The sequence below is a fragment of the Mycobacterium sp. NGS34 genome (assembly GCF_059812845.1).
Map to the genome: position 1 here is coordinate 266,543 of NZ_JCALDM010000007.1, position 17,023 is coordinate 283,565.

General features: G+C 67.2%; 16 protein-coding genes. 12 read left to right on the top strand and 4 right to left on the bottom strand.

From position 1 onward, the window contains the following. The first annotated feature begins 160 nt into the window (after positions 1–160). The 12 genes from AC5Y7V_RS19435 to AC5Y7V_RS19490 all read left to right on the top strand — a co-directional run bounded on the left by AC5Y7V_RS19435 (position 161) and on the right by AC5Y7V_RS19490 (position 12,004). Positions 161–352, top strand: a complete 192-nt coding sequence (locus tag AC5Y7V_RS19435; protein WP_499881660.1) for a ferredoxin — start codon at positions 161–163, stop codon at positions 350–352. Between the two features lie 24 nt (positions 353–376). Continuing rightward, positions 377–1,291: a 3-oxoacyl-ACP reductase gene (locus tag AC5Y7V_RS19440; RefSeq protein ID WP_499881661.1), complete on the top strand. Its 915-nt coding sequence runs from the start codon at positions 377–379 to the stop codon at positions 1,289–1,291. A gap of 237 nt (positions 1,292–1,528) precedes the next feature. Next, positions 1,529–2,293 carry an MlaE family ABC transporter permease gene (locus tag AC5Y7V_RS19445; RefSeq protein WP_499881662.1) on the top strand — a complete coding sequence of 255 codons (765 nt, stop codon included), beginning with the start codon at positions 1,529–1,531 and terminating at the stop codon, positions 2,291–2,293. A gap of 16 nt (positions 2,294–2,309) precedes the next feature. Then, positions 2,310–3,152 (top strand): ABC transporter permease, encoded by an 843-nt coding sequence (locus AC5Y7V_RS19450; RefSeq protein ID WP_067159662.1) that lies wholly within the window; start codon positions 2,310–2,312, stop codon positions 3,150–3,152. A gap of 19 nt (positions 3,153–3,171) precedes the next feature. Further along, complete coding sequence (locus AC5Y7V_RS19455; RefSeq protein ID WP_499881663.1) at positions 3,172–4,374, top strand: MCE family protein; 1,203 nt, start codon at positions 3,172–3,174, stop codon at positions 4,372–4,374. Then, complete coding sequence (locus AC5Y7V_RS19460) at positions 4,374–5,426, top strand: MCE family protein (RefSeq protein ID WP_499881664.1); 1,053 nt, start codon at positions 4,374–4,376, stop codon at positions 5,424–5,426. Before AC5Y7V_RS19455 ends, AC5Y7V_RS19460 begins: the two co-directional genes overlap by 1 nt. Then, positions 5,416–6,480 (top strand): virulence factor Mce family protein, encoded by a 1,065-nt coding sequence (locus tag AC5Y7V_RS19465; RefSeq protein WP_499881665.1) that lies wholly within the window; start codon positions 5,416–5,418, stop codon positions 6,478–6,480. The genes AC5Y7V_RS19460 and AC5Y7V_RS19465 overlap by 11 nt, the downstream gene beginning before the upstream one ends. After that, positions 6,477–7,919 (top strand): virulence factor Mce family protein, encoded by a 1,443-nt coding sequence (locus tag AC5Y7V_RS19470; RefSeq protein ID WP_499881666.1) that lies wholly within the window; start codon positions 6,477–6,479, stop codon positions 7,917–7,919. Before AC5Y7V_RS19465 ends, AC5Y7V_RS19470 begins: the two co-directional genes overlap by 4 nt. Continuing rightward, positions 7,916–9,082 carry a virulence factor Mce family protein gene (locus AC5Y7V_RS19475; RefSeq protein WP_499881667.1) on the top strand — a complete coding sequence of 389 codons (1,167 nt, stop codon included), beginning with the start codon at positions 7,916–7,918 and terminating at the stop codon, positions 9,080–9,082. Before AC5Y7V_RS19470 ends, AC5Y7V_RS19475 begins: the two co-directional genes overlap by 4 nt. Positions 9,083–9,087: 5 nt before the next feature. Continuing rightward, positions 9,088–10,809 (top strand): virulence factor Mce family protein, encoded by a 1,722-nt coding sequence (locus tag AC5Y7V_RS19480; RefSeq protein WP_499881668.1) that lies wholly within the window; start codon positions 9,088–9,090, stop codon positions 10,807–10,809. Further along, complete coding sequence (locus AC5Y7V_RS19485; RefSeq protein ID WP_499881669.1) at positions 10,809–11,522, top strand: Rv1363c family protein; 714 nt, start codon at positions 10,809–10,811, stop codon at positions 11,520–11,522. Before AC5Y7V_RS19480 ends, AC5Y7V_RS19485 begins: the two co-directional genes overlap by 1 nt. Then, positions 11,522–12,004 (top strand): mammalian cell entry protein, encoded by a 483-nt coding sequence (locus AC5Y7V_RS19490; protein WP_499881670.1) that lies wholly within the window; start codon positions 11,522–11,524, stop codon positions 12,002–12,004. The genes AC5Y7V_RS19485 and AC5Y7V_RS19490 overlap by 1 nt, the downstream gene beginning before the upstream one ends. 7 nt (positions 12,005–12,011) lie before the next feature. On the opposite strand, the gene AC5Y7V_RS19495 is transcribed toward AC5Y7V_RS19490, so the two are convergent. The 4 genes from AC5Y7V_RS19495 to AC5Y7V_RS19510 form a co-directional block, all read right to left on the bottom strand. Beyond that, a complete protein-coding gene (locus AC5Y7V_RS19495) occupies positions 12,012–12,590 on the bottom strand; it encodes a hypothetical protein (protein ID WP_499881671.1) in 579 nt (192 codons plus the stop codon). A 69-nt stretch (positions 12,591–12,659) separates the two neighbouring features. Continuing rightward, complete coding sequence (locus AC5Y7V_RS19500) at positions 12,660–14,237, bottom strand: PE family protein (RefSeq protein WP_499881672.1); 1,578 nt, start codon at positions 14,235–14,237, stop codon at positions 12,660–12,662. 909 nt (positions 14,238–15,146) lie between these two features. Continuing rightward, complete coding sequence (locus AC5Y7V_RS19505) at positions 15,147–16,613, bottom strand: alpha,alpha-trehalose-phosphate synthase (UDP-forming) (RefSeq protein ID WP_499881673.1); 1,467 nt, start codon at positions 16,611–16,613, stop codon at positions 15,147–15,149. Continuing rightward, positions 16,614–16,778 (bottom strand): hypothetical protein, encoded by a 165-nt coding sequence (locus tag AC5Y7V_RS19510; protein ID WP_142281923.1) that lies wholly within the window; start codon positions 16,776–16,778, stop codon positions 16,614–16,616. Between the last annotated feature and the right edge of the window lie 245 nt (positions 16,779–17,023).

The window sequence follows — 17,023 nt, forward strand, 5'->3', positions numbered from 1 at the left end:
CGTAGCTCGACCAACGGCTACCCGTTCGCCTCCCCGGTTGTAACACGTTCTAGTCTGGGAATCCAGCGACCGTTTCGCCTGGCGCACCGGGGCCCTATGGTGGACCTACCAACCGATAGGGCGTGCGCTCAGGTTGAAGGCCAGTCTCAAGGAGGGTGCCGTGCGGGTGATCGTCGATCGTGACCGGTGTGAAGGGAACGCGGTGTGCTTGGGAATCGCACCCGACCTCTTCGATCTGGACGATGAGGACTATGCCGTCGTGAAGAGCGATCCGATCCCGCCCGACCGGGAGCAGCTGGCCGAGCAGGCGATCGCCGAATGCCCCCGCGCCGCGCTCCTGCGCGAAGACTGACCACAGACTAGAGGTATTCATAAATTGACTAGCAGCACAAACGCGACCGATCTATCCGGAAAGGTCGCGGTGGTGACCGGCGCGGCCGCGGGCCTGGGACGGGCCGAGGCGCTCGGCCTGGCCGGGCTCGGCGCCACCGTCGTCGTCAATGACATCGCCGCCGCGCTCGACGCCTCCGACGTCATCGACGAGATCAACTCGTCGGGCGCCAAGGCCGTCGCCGTCGCCGGCGACATTAGCCAGCGCGCGACCGCCGACGAACTGGTTGCCACGGCCGACGGGCTGGGCGGCCTGGACATCGTCGTGAACAACGCCGGGATCACCCGCGACCGGATGTTGTTCAACATGTCCGACGAGGAATGGGACCTCGTCATCGCCGTGCACCTGCGCGGGCACTTCCTGCTGACCCGCAACGCGGCCACGTATTGGCGCGCCAAGGCGAAGGACGCGGGCGGGCACATTTTCGGCCGAATCGTCAACACCGCGTCGGAAGCCGGCCTGGTGGGGCCGGTGGGGCAGGCCAACTACGGCGCGGCCAAGGCCGGCATCATCTCGCTCACCCTCACAGCCGCGCGGGCGCTGGGACGCTACGGGGTGTGCGCGAACGCGATCTGCCCACGGGCGCGCACGGCGATGACGGCCGACGTGTTCGGCGAGGCGCCGGAGGTGGAGCAGGGCGGCATCGACCCGCTCTCGCCCGAGCACGTGGTGAGTCTGGTCAAGTTCTTGTCATCGCCCGCCGCCACGGAAGTCAACGGGCAGGTGTTCATTGTTTACGGACCACAGGTGACACTCGTGGCCGCACCGACGGCGGAGCACAGATTCAAGGCGGACGGGCCGGCCTGGGAGCCCGGCCAGCTCAGCGGTGTGCTCGGAGAATACTTTGCTGGACGCGATCCGGAGCGGAACTTTTCCGCGGTCAACCTCATGGAGCAATGACGGTCCACACGCACTTTATGCGCTGAAAATGGCGAGTAGAACACGTGTCAGATTGAACCGGCGGCAATACCTCTGACCTGGACAAATTAACGGTTCGGATACGGAAATGGCGTTCATTGACATGGTGCTCTTTCTCTGAGTTAATATGATCCGGCTTACACCGAGCCGCATGCGACCGAAGACAACGTTAAGGCGACACACAGGCTTCGCCGCGAGCAGCAAAGGGGGGTGGCCAAGTTGAGAGAACAACTTGCCGTCCCCGCCCGCGCGATCGGCGGGTTCTTCGAGATGATGATCGACACCGGCCGTGAGACTTTCAGACGGCCGTTTCAATTTGGCGAGTTCCTCGAACAGACGTGGATGATCGCCCGCGTTTCGCTGGTTCCGACGCTGCTGGTGTCCATCCCGTTCACCGTGCTGGTCGCGTTCACCCTCAACATCCTGTTGCGCGAGATCGGCGCGGCCGACTTGTCCGGCGCGGGCACGGCTTTCGGCACCGTCACCCAGCTGGGCCCGGTGGTCACGGTGCTCGTCGTGGCCGGCGCGGGTGCCACCGCGATCTGCGCCGACCTGGGTGCCCGCACCATCCGCGAAGAGATCGACGCGATGCGGGTGCTGGGCATCGACCCCGTCCACCGGCTGGTGGTGCCAAGGGTTTTGGCGTCCACCGTGGTCGCGCTGCTCCTCAACGGCCTGGTGTGCGCCATCGGTCTGTCCGGCGGTTACGTGTTTTCCGTCTTCCTCCAGGGCGTCAACCCCGGCGCGTTCATCAACGGCCTGACCGTGCTCACCGGGCTGCGCGAGCTGGTGCTCGCCGAAGTCAAGGCGCTGCTGTTCGGCGTGATGGCCGGCCTGGTCGGGTGCTACCGAGGCCTGACCGTCAAGGGCGGTCCCAAGGGCGTCGGGAACGCCGTCAACGAAACCGTCGTCTACGCGTTCATCTGCCTGTTCGTCATCAACGTGGTCATGACCGCCATCGGCGTGCGGATTTCGGCGAAGTGAGGCGAGGGAACACCCGATGAGCTACGACGCCACCCTCCGGTTTCGCCGCTTCATGTCGCGGCTGCAGGGGCCCATCGACGACTTCGGCGAGCAGGCGTTGTTCTACGGCAAGACGGTCCGTTATGTGCCGCAGGCGCTCACCCAATACCGCAAGGAGACGATCCGCAACGTCGCCGAGATGACGCTGGGCGCGGGCGCTCTGGTCATGATCGGCGGCACGGTCGGCGTCGCGGCCTTCCTGACCCTGGCCTCCGGCGGCGTCATCGCCGTGCAGGGGTATTCGTCGCTGGGCAACATCGGCATCGAGGCGCTGACTGGCTTCCTGTCGGCGTTCCTCAACGTCCGCGTCGTCGCCCCGGTGATCGCGGGCATCGCGCTGGCGGCCACAATCGGAGCCGGCGCTACGGCGCAATTGGGCGCCATGCGGGTGTCCGAGGAGATCGATGCCGTCGAATGCATGGCCGTGCAGTCGGTGTCCTACCTCGTGTCGACCCGGCTGATCGCCGGCCTGATCGCGATCATTCCGCTCTATTCGCTGTCGGTGCTCGCCGCGTTCTTCGCCGCCCGCTTCACCACGGTGTACATCAACGGGCAGTCCAAGGGCCTGTACGACCACTACTTCAACACCTTCCTCATACCGTCGGACCTGCTGTGGTCGTTCCTGCAGGCCATCGTGATGGCCATTGCGGTCATGCTGGTGCACACCTACTACGGCTACAACGCCAGCGGCGGCCCGGTCGGCGTCGGCGTCGCGGTCGGCCAGGCCGTGCGCACCTCGCTGATCGTCGTGGTCGTCATCACCTTGTTCATCTCTCTCGCCGTGTACGGCGCGTCCGGTAACTTCAACCTCTCCGGGTGAAGGGAGCTCTCGAAAAGACATGGCGGAAGGCGCATCACGACGCTCATCGGTTCGGCTGGCAGCGGCGCTGCTGGCCGGCGTGATCGTTGCCTTCGCCGCCCTCACTTACCTCTCGTACACGGCGGCCTTCGCCTCGACCGACACCGTCACCGTTTCGGCGCCGCGGGCGGGTCTGGTGATGGACAAGGGCGCCAAGGTCAAGTACCGGGGCATCCAGATCGGCAAGGTCACCGCCATCGACTACTCCGGTGACCAGGCGAGGCTGACGCTGGCCATCAGCAGCGACCAGATGCACTTCGTCCCCTCCAACGCGACGGTGCACATCGCGGGCAACACCATCTTCGGTGCCAAGTCGGTCGAATTCGTTCCGCCGCAGGCCCCTTCGCCGACCTCGCTGCGCCCGGACGCGCACGTGGAGGCCTCGGCGGTGGCGCTGGAGGTCAACACCTTGTTCCAATCGCTCATCGACCTGCTGCACAAAATCGACCCGGTCGAGCTGAACGGGACGCTGAGCGCCCTGTCCGAAGGGCTGCGTAGCCACGGCGACGACTTCGGATCGTTGCTCGCGGGGCTGAACACGCTGGCGCGCCAGGCGAATCCGAAGTTGCCCGCCCTGCAGGAAGACTTCCGCAAGGCCGGGATCGTGACCAACACCTACGCCGACGCCGCCCCCGACCTGAACACCGTCTTCGACAACCTGCCGACGATCAACCGGACCGTCGTCGACAAACAGAAGGACCTCAACGACACGCTGCTCGCGGCGATCGGACTGGCCAACAACGCCTACGAGACACTGGAGCCCGCCGAGCAGAACTTCATCGACGCCATCAACAGGCTGCGCGCACCGATCAAGGTGGCCCACGACTACTCGCCCGAATTCGGCTGCTTCTTCGCCGGTGTCGAGCGCGGCATCAAGGAATTCGCCCCGCTGCTCGGTGTGCGCAAGGCGGGCCTGTTCACCTCGTCCAGCTTCGTCTTGGGCGCGCCCTCGTACACGTATCCGGAATCCCTGCCGATCGTCAACGCCTCCGGGGGTCCGAACTGCCGCGGGCTGCCCGACATCCCGACCAAGCAGACCGGCGGTTCGTTCTACCGGGCGCCCTTCCTGGTCACCGATAACGCCAACATCCCGTACGAGCCGTTCACCGAGCTGCAGTTCGACGCGCCCTCGACCCTGCAGTTCCTGTTCCACGGCGCCTTCGCGGAACGGGACGACTTCTGATGGCGGCCGCGGGGATGCCGTCGCACCGGTCCATGCTGATCAAGGTCAGCATCTTCGCGGTGGCCATGGTGTTGGTCAGTGCGTCGCTGGTGGTGGTTTTCGGCGACTTCCGGTTCGGGCCCGAAAGTACTTACCACGCAACGTTCACCGACGTGTCGAAGCTGAAGGCAGGCCAGAAGGTTCGCATCTCCGGCGTGCCGGTCGGCGCGGTGTCGGGCGTGAAGCTCAACCACGACAACACGATCGACGTGAAGTTCGGGGTGGATAGCCGTTACACGTTGTATTCGTCGACGCGCGCGGTGATCCGGTACGAAAACCTGGTCGGCGACCGCTATTTGGAGATCACGTCGGGCCCGGGGGAGCTCCGCAAGCTGCCGGCGGGCGGCACGATCAACTCCCAACACACCCAGCCCGCGCTGGATCTCGATGCGCTGCTGGGCGGGCTGCGGCCGCTGGTCAAGGGCCTGGACGCCGACAAGATCAACACCATCAGCAGCGCGGTCATCCAGTTGTTGCAGGGCCAGGGCGGGGCGTTGTCCAACGTGCTGGCCGACACGAGCGCGTTCTCGTCGGCGCTGGGCCAGCGCGACCAGCTGATCGGTGACGCGATCACCAACCTCAACACCGTGTTGGGCACCGTCGACCAGAAGAGCGCGCAATTCTCGGCCAGCGTCGATCAGCTGCAGCAGTTGATCACGGGGCTGGCCAAAAACAAGGACGCGGTCGCGGGGGCCATCCCGCCGCTGGCGTCGACGACCACGGACTTGACTGAGCTGCTGAAGAATTCGCGCCGCCCGCTGCAGGGCATCATTGAGAACACCCGCCCGCTGGCCACCGAGTTGGACAACCGGAAGGCCGAGGTGAACAACGATGTCGAGCAACTCGGCGAGGACTACCTGCGGCTGGCGGCGCTCGGCGCCTACGGGTCGTTCTTCAACATCTACTTCTGCTCGGTGACGATCAAGATCAACGGCCCGGCCGGCGGCGACATCCTGATACCGTTCGGCGGCCCGGTGGATCCCAGCAAGGGGAGGTGCGCTTTTGTCAAGTAACGCAAGGCGCGAACGCGACCCGCTGCGCACCGGCATCTTCGGTGTGGTGCTCGTGGTCTGCGTGGTGCTCATCGCCTTCGGGTACTCGAACCTGCCGTTCTTTCCGCAGGGCAAGATGTACGACGCCTTCTTCACCGACGCGGGCGGAATCAACCCGGGCAACGCCGTTTACGTGTCCGGCTTCAAGGTGGGCAAGGTCGCCTCCGTCGGCCTGGCCGGCGACAGCGCCAAGGTGACGTTTTCCGTTGACCGGCACATCACCGTCGGTGACCAGTCGATGGCCGCGATCCGCACCGACAGCATCCTCGGTGAGCGTTCCGTCTCGGTGACCCCGGCCGGCAGCGGCAAGGCGACCACCATCCCGCTGAGCCGCACGACGACCCCGTACACGCTCGCCGGCGCCCTCGAGGATCTGGGCAACAACGCCAGCAACCTGAACAAGCCGCAGTTCGAGCAGGCCTTGAACGTGCTCACCGACACGCTGCACGACGCCACGCCGGAACTGCGCGGCGCGCTGGACGGCGTGACGTCGCTGTCCCGCACGCTCAATCGCCGCGACGAGGCGCTGCAAAGCCTGCTGGCGCACGCGAAGTCGGTGACGGGTGTCCTGTCGCAGCGCGCCGACCAGGTCAACAAGCTGGTGGACGACGGCAACCAGTTGTTCGCCGCGCTCGACGAGCGGCGCGCCGCGATCGGTGAGCTGATCTCCGGCATCGGCGGTCTCTCCCAGCAGATTTCCGGCTTCGTTGCCGACAACCGCAAGGAGTTCGGCCCCGCGCTGAGCAAGCTGAACCTGGTGCTGGCCAACCTCAACGAGCGCCGCGACTACATCACCGAGGCGCTCAAGCGGCTGCCCACCTATGCCACCGAGCTGGGTGAGGTCGTCGGCTCCGGTCCCGGGTTCAACGTGAACGTGTTCAGCGTGTTGCCCGCGCCGATGATCGCGATGGTGTTCGACTTCTTCTACCAGCCGGGCAAGCTGCCGGCCAGCCTCGCCGACTACCTGCGCGGGCTGATTCAGGAACGCTGGATCATCAGGCCGAAGTCGCCATGATGAACCGCATCGCCGGCAGCAAGGGGCTGCGCTACGGCATCATCATCGCGCTGGTCGCGATGGTGGTGGGCGGCGTGTATGTGCTGACCGCGCAAGGCAATAACAGGACCGTCATCGGCTACTTCACCTCCGCCGTCGGCCTCTATCCGGGCGACCAGGTCCGCGTCCTGGGCGTGCCGGTCGGTTCGATCGACACGATCGAGCCGCGGCCGTCCGACGTGAAGATCGTCATGTCGGTGACCAAGGACGTGAAGATCCCCAAGGATGCCCGGGCCGTCATCATTTCGCCGAACCTGGTGTCGGCGCGGTTCATTCAGCTCACCCCGGCCTACACCGGCGGGGCCGCGCTGCCCGACGGCGGCAGCATCGACCTGAACCGCACCGGGGTGCCGGTGGAATGGGACGAGGTCAAGGAGTCCCTGACGCAACTGGCCGTTCAGCTGGGCCCGACGACGGGATCGATGCAGGGGCCCCTGGGCAAGGCGATCAACCAGGCCGCCGACACCCTCGACGGCAAGGGCGAGTCGTTCCACAATGCGTTGCGCGAGCTCTCGCAAGTCGCCGGGCGGCTGGGGGATTCGCGTAGCGACCTCTTCGGCACGGTCAAGAACCTGCAGGTGCTCGTCGACGCGCTGTCGGCGAGCAACGAACAGATCGTGCAGTTCGCCGGCAACGTCGCCTCGGTGTCGCAGGTGCTCGCCGACAGCTCGCGGCATCTGGACAACACGCTTGGCACGCTGAATCAGGCGCTCTCGGACATCCGGGGATTCCTGCACGAGAACAACTCGACGATCATCGATACGGTCAACAACCTCAACGACTTTGCGCAGACGTTGAGCGACCAGAGCGACAACATCGAGCAGGTGTTGCACGTGGCCGGCCCGGGTATCGCCAACTTCTACAACATCTACGACCCGGCGCAGGGCACGCTGAACGGTTTGTTGTCGATACCCGAGTTCGCCAACCCCGTGCAGTTCATCTGCGGCGGCACCTTCGAGACCGCCGCCGGGCCCAGGGCGCCGGACTACTTCCGGCGCGCTGAGATATGCCGCGAACGGCTCGGCCCGGTGTTGCGCCGGCTCGCGGTGAACTACCCGCCGGTCATGTTCCACCCGCTGAACACGATCACCGCGTACAAGGGCCAGATCATCTACGACACCCCGGAGACCCAGGCCAAGGCGGCCACCCCGGTTCCGCAGCTGACCTGGATACCGGCCCAGGGCTCGCACCTGCCGCCGCCCGCCCAGAGCCCCACCGACCTGCAGGCCCTCCTGGTCCCGACGGCGCCGCAGACCGCTGCGGGCGCCCCGCCACCGGCCGGCCTCAGCTCGGGTCCGGCCCCGGGCCCCGGCCCCGGCAATGCGTACGGTCCGCTGCCCGGCCCCCCGCCGGGCCAGGCGCCGAGCGCGCCGCCGGCCGATCAGGGCGGTGGCGGATGAGGCGAATCTGGTTGCGCGGCACCGTGTTAGCGGCGGGCGGCGCGCTGCTGGCCGGTTGCCAATTCAACGGCCTGAACTCCCTGTCGATGCCAGGCACGGCCGGCCACGGCAGCGGGGCGTATTCGATCACCGTCGAGATGCCCGACGTGGCGACGCTGCCGCAGAACTCGCCGGTGATGGTCGACGAGGTCACCGTCGGGAGCGTCGCGGGCATTTCAGCCGAGCAGCGTTCCGATGGATCCTTCTACGCCGCGGTGAAGCTGGCGCTGAACAAGAACGTGGTGTTGCCGGCCAACGCGACCGCGACGGTGGCCCAGACATCGTTGCTGGGTTCGATGCACATCGACCTGGCGCGCCCCAAGGACAAGCCGCCGACCGGGCGGCTCAAGGATGGCTCCAGGATCACCGAGGCCAACACGGGCCGCTACCCGACCACCGAGGAAGTCCTCTCGGCGTTGGGTGTCGTCGTCAACAAGGGCAATCTCGGTGCGCTGGAAGACATTACCGACGAGACCTATCAGGCCTTCGCGGGTCGCCAGGACCAGTTCGCCGACCTGATCCCCCGGCTCGCCGAATTGACGGCGGGGCTCAACCGGCAGACCAACGACATCATCGACGCGGTCGACGGGCTGAACCGATTCTCCGCGACCCTGGCGCGCGACAAGGACAACCTGGGCCGGGCGCTGGACACGCTGCCCGAGGCGCTGGGGGTGCTGAACAAGAACCGGGACCACATCGTCGAAGCGTTCGGCGCGCTCAAGAAGCTGGCGACGGTGACCTCGCACATCCTGGCAAAAACCAAGGTGGACTTCGCCGAAGACCTCAAGGGCCTGTACTCGGTCGTCAAGGCCCTCAGCGACAACCGCAAGAACTTCGTCACCTCGCTGCAGATCCTCCTGACGTTCCCCTTCCCCAACTTCGGCATCAAGCAGTCGGTGCGCGGCGACTACCTCAACGTGTTCACCACCTTCGACCTGACCCTGCGCCGGATCGGTGAGACGTTCTTCACCACCTCCTATGCGCTCGACCCGAACATGATGCACATGAGCGAGGTTCTCAACCCGCCCGACTTCCTGACCGGCGAGATGGCCAACCTGTCCGGGCAGGCGGCCGACCCGTTCAAGATTCCGCCCGCCACGTCTTCGGGCACTGAGGGGCGGTAGCGCGGATGATCGACAAGCTCACCAGGGTCCAACTCGGCATCTTCGCGGTGATCACCGCGGTCACGCTGACGGTGATGGCCATCTTCTACCTGCGGCTGCCCGCCACCTTCGGGCTCGGGACGTACGGCGTCAGCGCCGATTTCGTCGCGGGGGGCGGCCTGTACAAAAACGCCAACGTCACCTACCGCGGGGTCGCGGTCGGTCGGGTGGAATCGGTGGGCCTGAGCCCCAATGGCGTCATCGCCGAGATGCGCCTCAACAGTGGCACGCCCATCCCGTCGAACGTCACCGCCACCGTGAAGAGTGTCTCGGCCGTCGGTGAGCAGTACATCGACCTGGTGCCGCCGGGCAATCCGGCATCGACCAAGCTGCACAACGGATCCCGGATCGACCGGCAGAACACCCGGATCGGTCAGGAGGTCGCCGACCTGTTGAAGCGGGCCGAGGCATTGGTCAACAGCCTCGGCGACACGCGGTTGCGCGAACTCCTGCACGAGACGTTCATTGCGGCCAACGGGTCGGGCCCCGAGTTGGCCCGGCTGATCGAGTCCGCCCGGCTGCTGGTGGACGAGGCCAACGCCAACTACCCGCAGGTGTCGCAGCTGATCGATCAGGCCGGCCCGTTCCTGCAGGCCCAGATTCGTGCCGGCGCCGACGTGAAGTCGCTGTCGGATGGCTTGGCGCGGTTCACTTCCGAGGTGCGCCAGGCCGACCCGCAGCTGCGCGAGACGCTGGCGACCGCCCCGGGTGCGACCGACGAGGCCAGCACTGCGTTCTCCGGGATTCGCCCGTCCTTCCCGGCGCTGGCGGCCAGCCTGGCGAACCTGGGCCGGGTCGGAGTCATCTACCACAAGTCGATCGAGCAGCTGCTGGTGGTGTTGCCGCCGCTGTTCGCGGCGATCACCACGGCCGCCGGCGGCGCCCCACAGGACGAGGGCGCCAAGCTGGACTTCAAGCTCGACCTCAACGACCCGCCCCCCTGCGCGGTCGGCTTCCTGCCCCCGCCGCTGATGCGCACGCCGGCGGACGAGACGTTGCGCGAGCTTCCGAGAGACATGTACTGCAAGACGGCGCAGAACGACCCCAGCACCGTGCGCGGCGCGCGCAACTATCCATGCCAGGAGTTCCCCGGCAAACGGGCGCCGACGATCCAGCTCTGCCGCGACCCGAAGGGCTACGTCCCGGTCGGCCGCAACCCGTGGCGCGGCCCTCCGGTGCCCTACGACACCCCGGTGACGAACGGGCTGAACGTGTTGCCGCCCAACAAGTTCCCGTACATTCCGCCGGGCGCCGACCCCGATCCGGGCGTTCCCATTGTGGGGCCGCCCCCGCCCGGCGTCGTGCCGGGGCCGGGTCCGGCGCCGCACCAGCCGGCCTACGATCCGCCGCCGCCCAACGACAGGCCGCCGCCGCCGGGCAATCCGTCGTGGATGCCGCCGGGCGTCCCACCGGTGCCGCCGATGCTTCCCTATCCCAAGTGGCTCCCACCGCCGGCTCCGCCGGAGGGCGTCAATCCTCCGCCGGCGGGTCCGGGCCCGGAGAAGCCCTGGGGGCCGCCGCAGGGTCCGCCTCCGCAGGCCAGCGGGCCGGCCTACACCACCTATGACCAGCGCACCGGGGCGTTTGTGGACCCGGCCGGTGGCACTGGTACTTTCGCGGCCGGCGCCAGTGGCGCATCCAGCGCCGAGAATTGGGTGGACCTGATGCTTGATCCAAGGCCGATGTAGTGGCCCCAGAAGTGCCGGAAACGGCGACGCGGCGGGTGCGTCGCCGCGCATCGCGCGCGGCGGGGCCGGCCAAGGGGGAGGAGCGCGAGGACGCTCCGGTCACGGTCGAGGTTGCGGCCGCGCCGAAGGCGAAGCCGAAGCCGCCCGCGAAACCCGTCGCAACCCTCAAGCCGGTGAAGCCGCCGCCGCGGCGCCGGCCGAACCGCGCCCTGGTGTTATGGACGTCGTTCGCCGCCGCCCTGGTGGCGGTCGGCGCGCTGGCCGGTTGCCTGGTCGCGCTGATCGTCTCGCAGCGGCATGCCGACGCGGCGCAGGCTCGCGATCAACGTTTCGTCGATACCGCCACGCAGACGGTGGTCAACATGTTCAGCTACAAGCAGGACAACATCGACGAGAGCGTGAACCGGTTCTACAACGGCACCAGTGGCCCGCTGCGCGGAATGTTGGGCGCCAACAACAACATCGAGAACCTCAAGGGCCTGTTCCGCTCCACCAACGCGACGTCGGAAGCCGTCGTCAACGGTGCCGCGCTGGAGGGCATCGATTCGGTCACCGACAACGCGTCGGTGCTGGTGTCGGTGCGGGTGACGGTCGCCGACATCGACGGGACGAACAAGCCGTCCATGCCGTATCGGCTGCGCGTGGTCGTGCACGAGGACGAGCAGGGCCGGATGACCGGCTACGACCTGAAGTATCCGGACGGGGGTAACTGATGCGGTGGCTGATCGCCGCAGCGGGCTCCCTGTTGGTGACGGCCTTTGTCGGCCTGTCCGCGGCGGCCGGTTGGTTCTACTGGGAGCGGGTGCAGACGCGCGGCGAGGCGGCCGCGCGGGCCGTGCTGCCGGGGCTGGCCGCCAAGGAGATACCCGAGGTGTTCGCCTACGACTACCAGACCGTCGAACGCAGCCTCTCGGCCGCCTACCCGTTGCTGACGCCCACTTACCGCCAGGAGTTCCAGAAGAGCGCGAACGCGCAGATCATTCCCGAGGCGAAGAAGCGCGAGGTCGTCGTCCAGGCGAATGTCGTTGGCGTCGGCGTCATGTCCGCCAAGCGCGATTCGGCGTCGGTGATGGTCTATCTCAACCGCACTGTCACCGACAAGTCGCGGCAGCCGCTGTACGACGGCAGCCGACTGCGGGTCGACTTCACCAAAGTCGGCAAGCAGTGGCTGATCGCTTACATCACGCCGATCTAGATCGGTCTCAGAAGCACATCGCAATGTCGTTGCACCGCAACGGATAACGCTCGATTGGGCTGGGTGGCGGCCCGGTGAGCGCCAAGGAAAAGGGCTGCTTGCTCATCGCCGACTCGAGGCCGCACTCGGGCCCGTGCAGACTGGTGTGCGTGCCGGTGAGCGTCTCGTCGTCAAACGCAAAGGTCTCGGTGGACGACGCGGTGCCACCGCCCGGGCACGAGACGCCGTCGGCGATGTCGACCTTGAAGGTCCACCGCTGGCTCACCAGCCGGGCCCTGCCGCTGAAGTTCTGCAGCTTGTCCTGCCGGCTGATCCGTTCGTCGGTCGCGCTCACGATGTTCAGGGCGCAAAAGTCCGCCATGATGTCCGGGTTGGAATAGTCCTTGTAGTAGCGGCTTCCGTTCACCTGATCGCACAGCGCCGTGATCGTCCAGGTCACGCCGGACACCCCCGCCTGGTTGAAGGAGTAGTTCCCGTCCGCCGGCGGCGCGACGGCACCGGCCGGCTCGCCGGATTCCAACGCGATCCCGAGCGCGACGACCGAGCAGATGCCGGCACCGGCGGCCAGGCTACGACGGAGCTTCATGACGTTCCTCCCTCTACGCTGCATTGAGTATCACAGCGTTTCGGTGGTAGCACCATGGGTCCGGCGGGTCTAGGGCAACCCTTGGGCCCCGCTGTGGCCGAACGGCCCGGCAAAGCCGCCGCTGCCGCCGTTTCCGCCGTCCGCGCCGTTCCCGCCGTTTCCGCCGTTACCGATGAACACGGCGTCGCCGCCCCGCCCGCCGCTGGCGGGTGCGGCACCGTTGCCGGCGTCGCCACCTCGGCCGCCTCCGCCGAAGAGCCCGCCGGACCCGCCGTCGCCGCCCGACCCGCCGGCGCCGGTGCCGGATCCGGCGCCACCCGTGCCGCCGGCGCCGCCGTGGGCGAATATCCCGGTCCCGCCGCCCTTCCCGCCGGCGCCGCCAACACCGGCCGGGCCACTGCCGGCACCGCCGGTGCCACCCGCACCACCGCCGCCCAACAGCTTGACGTTTCCGCCGTCGCCTCCGCGGCCGCCGAACAACCCGGCCCCACCGTCGCCGCCGTTGCCGCCATCGCCCACGATCCCGCTGTTGCCGCTTTCGCCGCCGTTCCCGCCGAACCCGAGGAATGCGGAGCCGCCCTGGCCGCCGTGACCACCGTTGCCGAACACCCCGGCGGTACCCGCGTCCCCGCCGCTGCCGCCGTGTCCATTGGTTCCGGTGGCGTCGCCGCCGGTCCCGCCCGTGCCACCGTTCCCGTGCAACCACGCGCCCTTGCCGCCGTGGCCGCCGAAACCGCCGATCCCGTTGGCGCCGGTGGCGGTCCCGCCGGCCCCGCCGGCGCCGCCGCTGCCCTGCAACCACCCGCCATTTCCGGCGTTGCCACCCAAACCGCCGGCGGTATCGCCGGCCCCACCGGCCCCGCCCCCGCCGCCGGAACCTTGCAGCCACCCGCCGCTGCCGCCGGCACCGCCGTACCCGCCGAAACCGTTGGCGTCGCTTCCGCCGGCTCCGCCCGCGCCGCCGTGGCCGAACATCGGGGCGTTTCCGCCGGCACCGCCGATGCCGCCGGTTCCCCCGACGGCCGTGGCACTCCCGCCGGCTCCGCCCGCACCCCCGGAACCGATCAGCCACCCGCCCCGGCCGCCGAAGCCACCGATCCCGCCGGTCCCACCCTGCCCGCCCATGCCGCCGTTACCGATGAGGCCGGCGTGCCCGCCCGCACCGCCGGGCGCTCCAGGGTTGGTGCCGTTGCCGCCGGCGCCGCCGTTGCCGAACAGCAGCCCGCCGGCGCCGCCGGGCTGCCCCACCCCGTTGACGGTTCCCCCGTTGGCGCCGTTGCCGATCAGCGGTCGCTTGAACAGCGCCTCGGTCGGTGCGTTGATCACACCGAGCACATCGTGCTGAAGGATCTGCAGCGGTGAGACGTTGGCGGCCTCGGCGGCCGCGTATGCTCCCGCACCGGAATTGAGGGCTTTGACGAACTGGTCGTGAAACGCCGTCGCCTGCGCGCTGATTGACTGAAATGCCTGGGCGTGCTCGCCGAACACGGCCGCGATGCCCGCCGACACCTCGTCGGAGGCCGCGGCCAAGACCATTGTGGTGGGCGGCGCCGCGGCCGCGCTGGCCGCGCTGATCGCGGACCCGATGCCCGCCAGATCTGTCGCCGCCGTTGTCACCAGCTCCGGCACTGCGATCACAAACGACATTCCGCACCTCCCGACAGTTCGGCTTTCGCCTGTTTGGTCACCGAGAAAAACAGAAACGACAGCAGCTCATCGCTGTCGTTACAGCAAATTCACCATTCCAGCAAGAACCCTGGTTCGGCGGCCGCTCACCGAGCTCGCGACCGGCCTGACACCGCGCTGAAAGTGCGCAGCACACGCCCATTTATGCGCTACGCGTCTACAACAAGCCGCCCATTTTCGCTGGCTTCCCGGCGCGGATTCGCAACTCGAACCTGCCGCCATCGACAACAATCTTTCACCGGCTCCGGCAAGCAATCGATTGGTGGCGCCACGGGCCAACAATTATTTCGTACCGCGCTGGCATTCTATTGCGGACAACGATTTCGTCCGCCGGGCGACCTCTAGCGGTCAGTGTCGCTTTATCCTTTTGGCGTTCTGCCATTTCGAAGTACGCGAATAGCGTGGTCAACAAACCAAAAGAATCATTCGTCCGTTGAGTTGAAACCTTGCGTACAGCGATATCTATGGGACATGTAACGCCAACATTCCATGTGAACGTTCGCACTACTTCTGGGGCTTGGGAAACGACGAAACGGCGGACCATGTGAATGAACTGCCGTTTCCAGAAGGGGTTATCGTGCCGCGCTCAGCTACGATTCGGGAATTAATTTCGATTCCTACCGTCCTTTCTTTAGGCAGATTGCATCGTACGTCCGGTTCTGCCAACTGATCAAGACATCACCGGTGATTGATTTGGTCGGCGCAGCCCGGCGCTCCGTCGGTGCGCTCGTAAATGACCTGCCCTTCAGAAAGTTTTCGCAGCAAATAGAGGGAACCCCAACAGTCATATTCGGTGGAAATGCCGCCCGTCTAACTGCACGGCCAACCAGCCGTTGCAACGGTGGATGGGGCCGCGTTCAGGCAGGTGGGCTAGTTCGAATCGCGCGGATGCGACTCGGCGAGCGCATCGAGGAATGACCGCGCCCAGCGGTCCACGTCGTGGGCGAGGACCTGCCGGCGCAGCGCACGCATGCGGCGGCGTCCCTCCTCGGGGGACTGGTTGAGCGCCGCTTCGATCACGTCCTTGACGCCATCGGTGTCGTGCGGGTTGACCAGGTAGGCCTGCCGGAGTTCGGCTGCGGCACCGGTGAATTCGGACAGGACGAGCGCCCCGCCGAGGTCGCTGCGGCAGGCGACGTACTCCTTGGCCACCAGGTTCATCCCGTCGCGCAGCGGGGTGACCAGCATGACGTCGCTGGCGACGAAGAACGCGATGAGCTCGTTGCGCGGGACGGGCCGGTGGAGGTAGTGCACCACCGGATGCCCCACCTCGGCGTACTCGCCGTTGATGTGGCCGACCTCGCGCTCGATGTCGTTGCGCAGGATCTGGTAGCTCTCCACGCGTTCGCGGCTGGGCGTCGCGAGCTGAACCAGCACGGTGTCGTCGCGTTTCGCGCGGCCCTCGGCGAGCAGCTCCGAAAAGGCCTTCAGCCGAACGTCGATGCCCTTGGTGTAGTCGAGCCGGTCGACGCCGAGCAGGATCTTGCGCGGGTTGCCGAGCTCGGCGCGGATCTCCCGCGCGCGGCGCCGCACGTCGCGGTCGCGGGCCGCGTGGTCGAGCGCGGTGGAGTCGATCGAGATCGGAAAGGCGCCCACCCGCACGGTTCGGGACGGCAGCTCCACCTCGCCGAAACGCGACCGCACCCCGACCGAGCCGCGGGAGGTGTTGACCCCGATCAGCTGTCGGGACAGGACCAGGAAGTTCTGCGCGCCGCCGGGCAGGTGGAAGCCCACCAGGTCGGCACCGAGCAGGCCCTCGACGATCTCGGTGCGCCACGGCAGCTGCCTGAACAGCTCCACCGGCGGGAACGGGATGTGCAGGAAGAAACCGATGGTCAGGTCGGGCCGGAGTTCGCGCAGCATCTTGGGAACCAGCTGCAGCTGGTAGTCCTGCACCCACACGGTTGCCCCGCGGGCCGCCGCGCGCGACGTGGCCTCGGCGAAACGGCGGTTTACGTCGACGTAGCGCTCCCACCATTCGCGGTGGTAGATCGGCTTGACGATGACGTCGTGGTACAGCGGCCACAGCGTGGCGTTGGAGAATCCCTCGTAGTACTCGGCGACGTCGTCGGACGTCAGCCGCACTGGGTGCAGCTGCAGGTCGTCCTGGACGATCGGCTCGTAGTCCAGCTCGTCGTCGTCATCGGCGACGCCGGGCCACCCCACCCACGCGCCGCGGCGGCGACGCAGCAGCGGTTCCAGGGCCGTGACCAAGCCCCCGGGGCTGCGTTTCCAGGTGGTGGTTCCGTCGGGAAGGCGCTCGAGGTCGACCGGCAGCCGATTGGCGACGACTACGAAATCCGAATTGCCGAATTGCTGGCTTCCGCCGGGAGCCATTTATGTGTCGTGTTTTGCAGGTCCGATGCCGAGCATGGACAGAAAGACGCGGCACTCGTCGGCGTCGTTCGCGTACGCGGCGACCACCCGCCTGGCCTGGCTCGCGGTGCTGTCGGCCAGGGGCTCCACATCGCCGAGTTCGCCAGGATCAGATTTCGTAGGCATAACACAACTGTAGGCGACGTCGATATTCGCGCGCAGGCGTCTCTCACCGACGGCCGGCGCGCAGCCGCTGAAATGGCTGGTCAGTAGCGTCTCGGCGGGCCGCCACCAGTGCGTTGGCCGGTGTCGGGCCCTCGCTCGATCCACCCAGCGATCAGCGTCTTCGGCAGTGGCCGTAATCTGCAGAGAGTCGGTCCGGCATTTACGGATCGGCCCCAACTTGTAACGGAGCCCGATGACCCCGATGA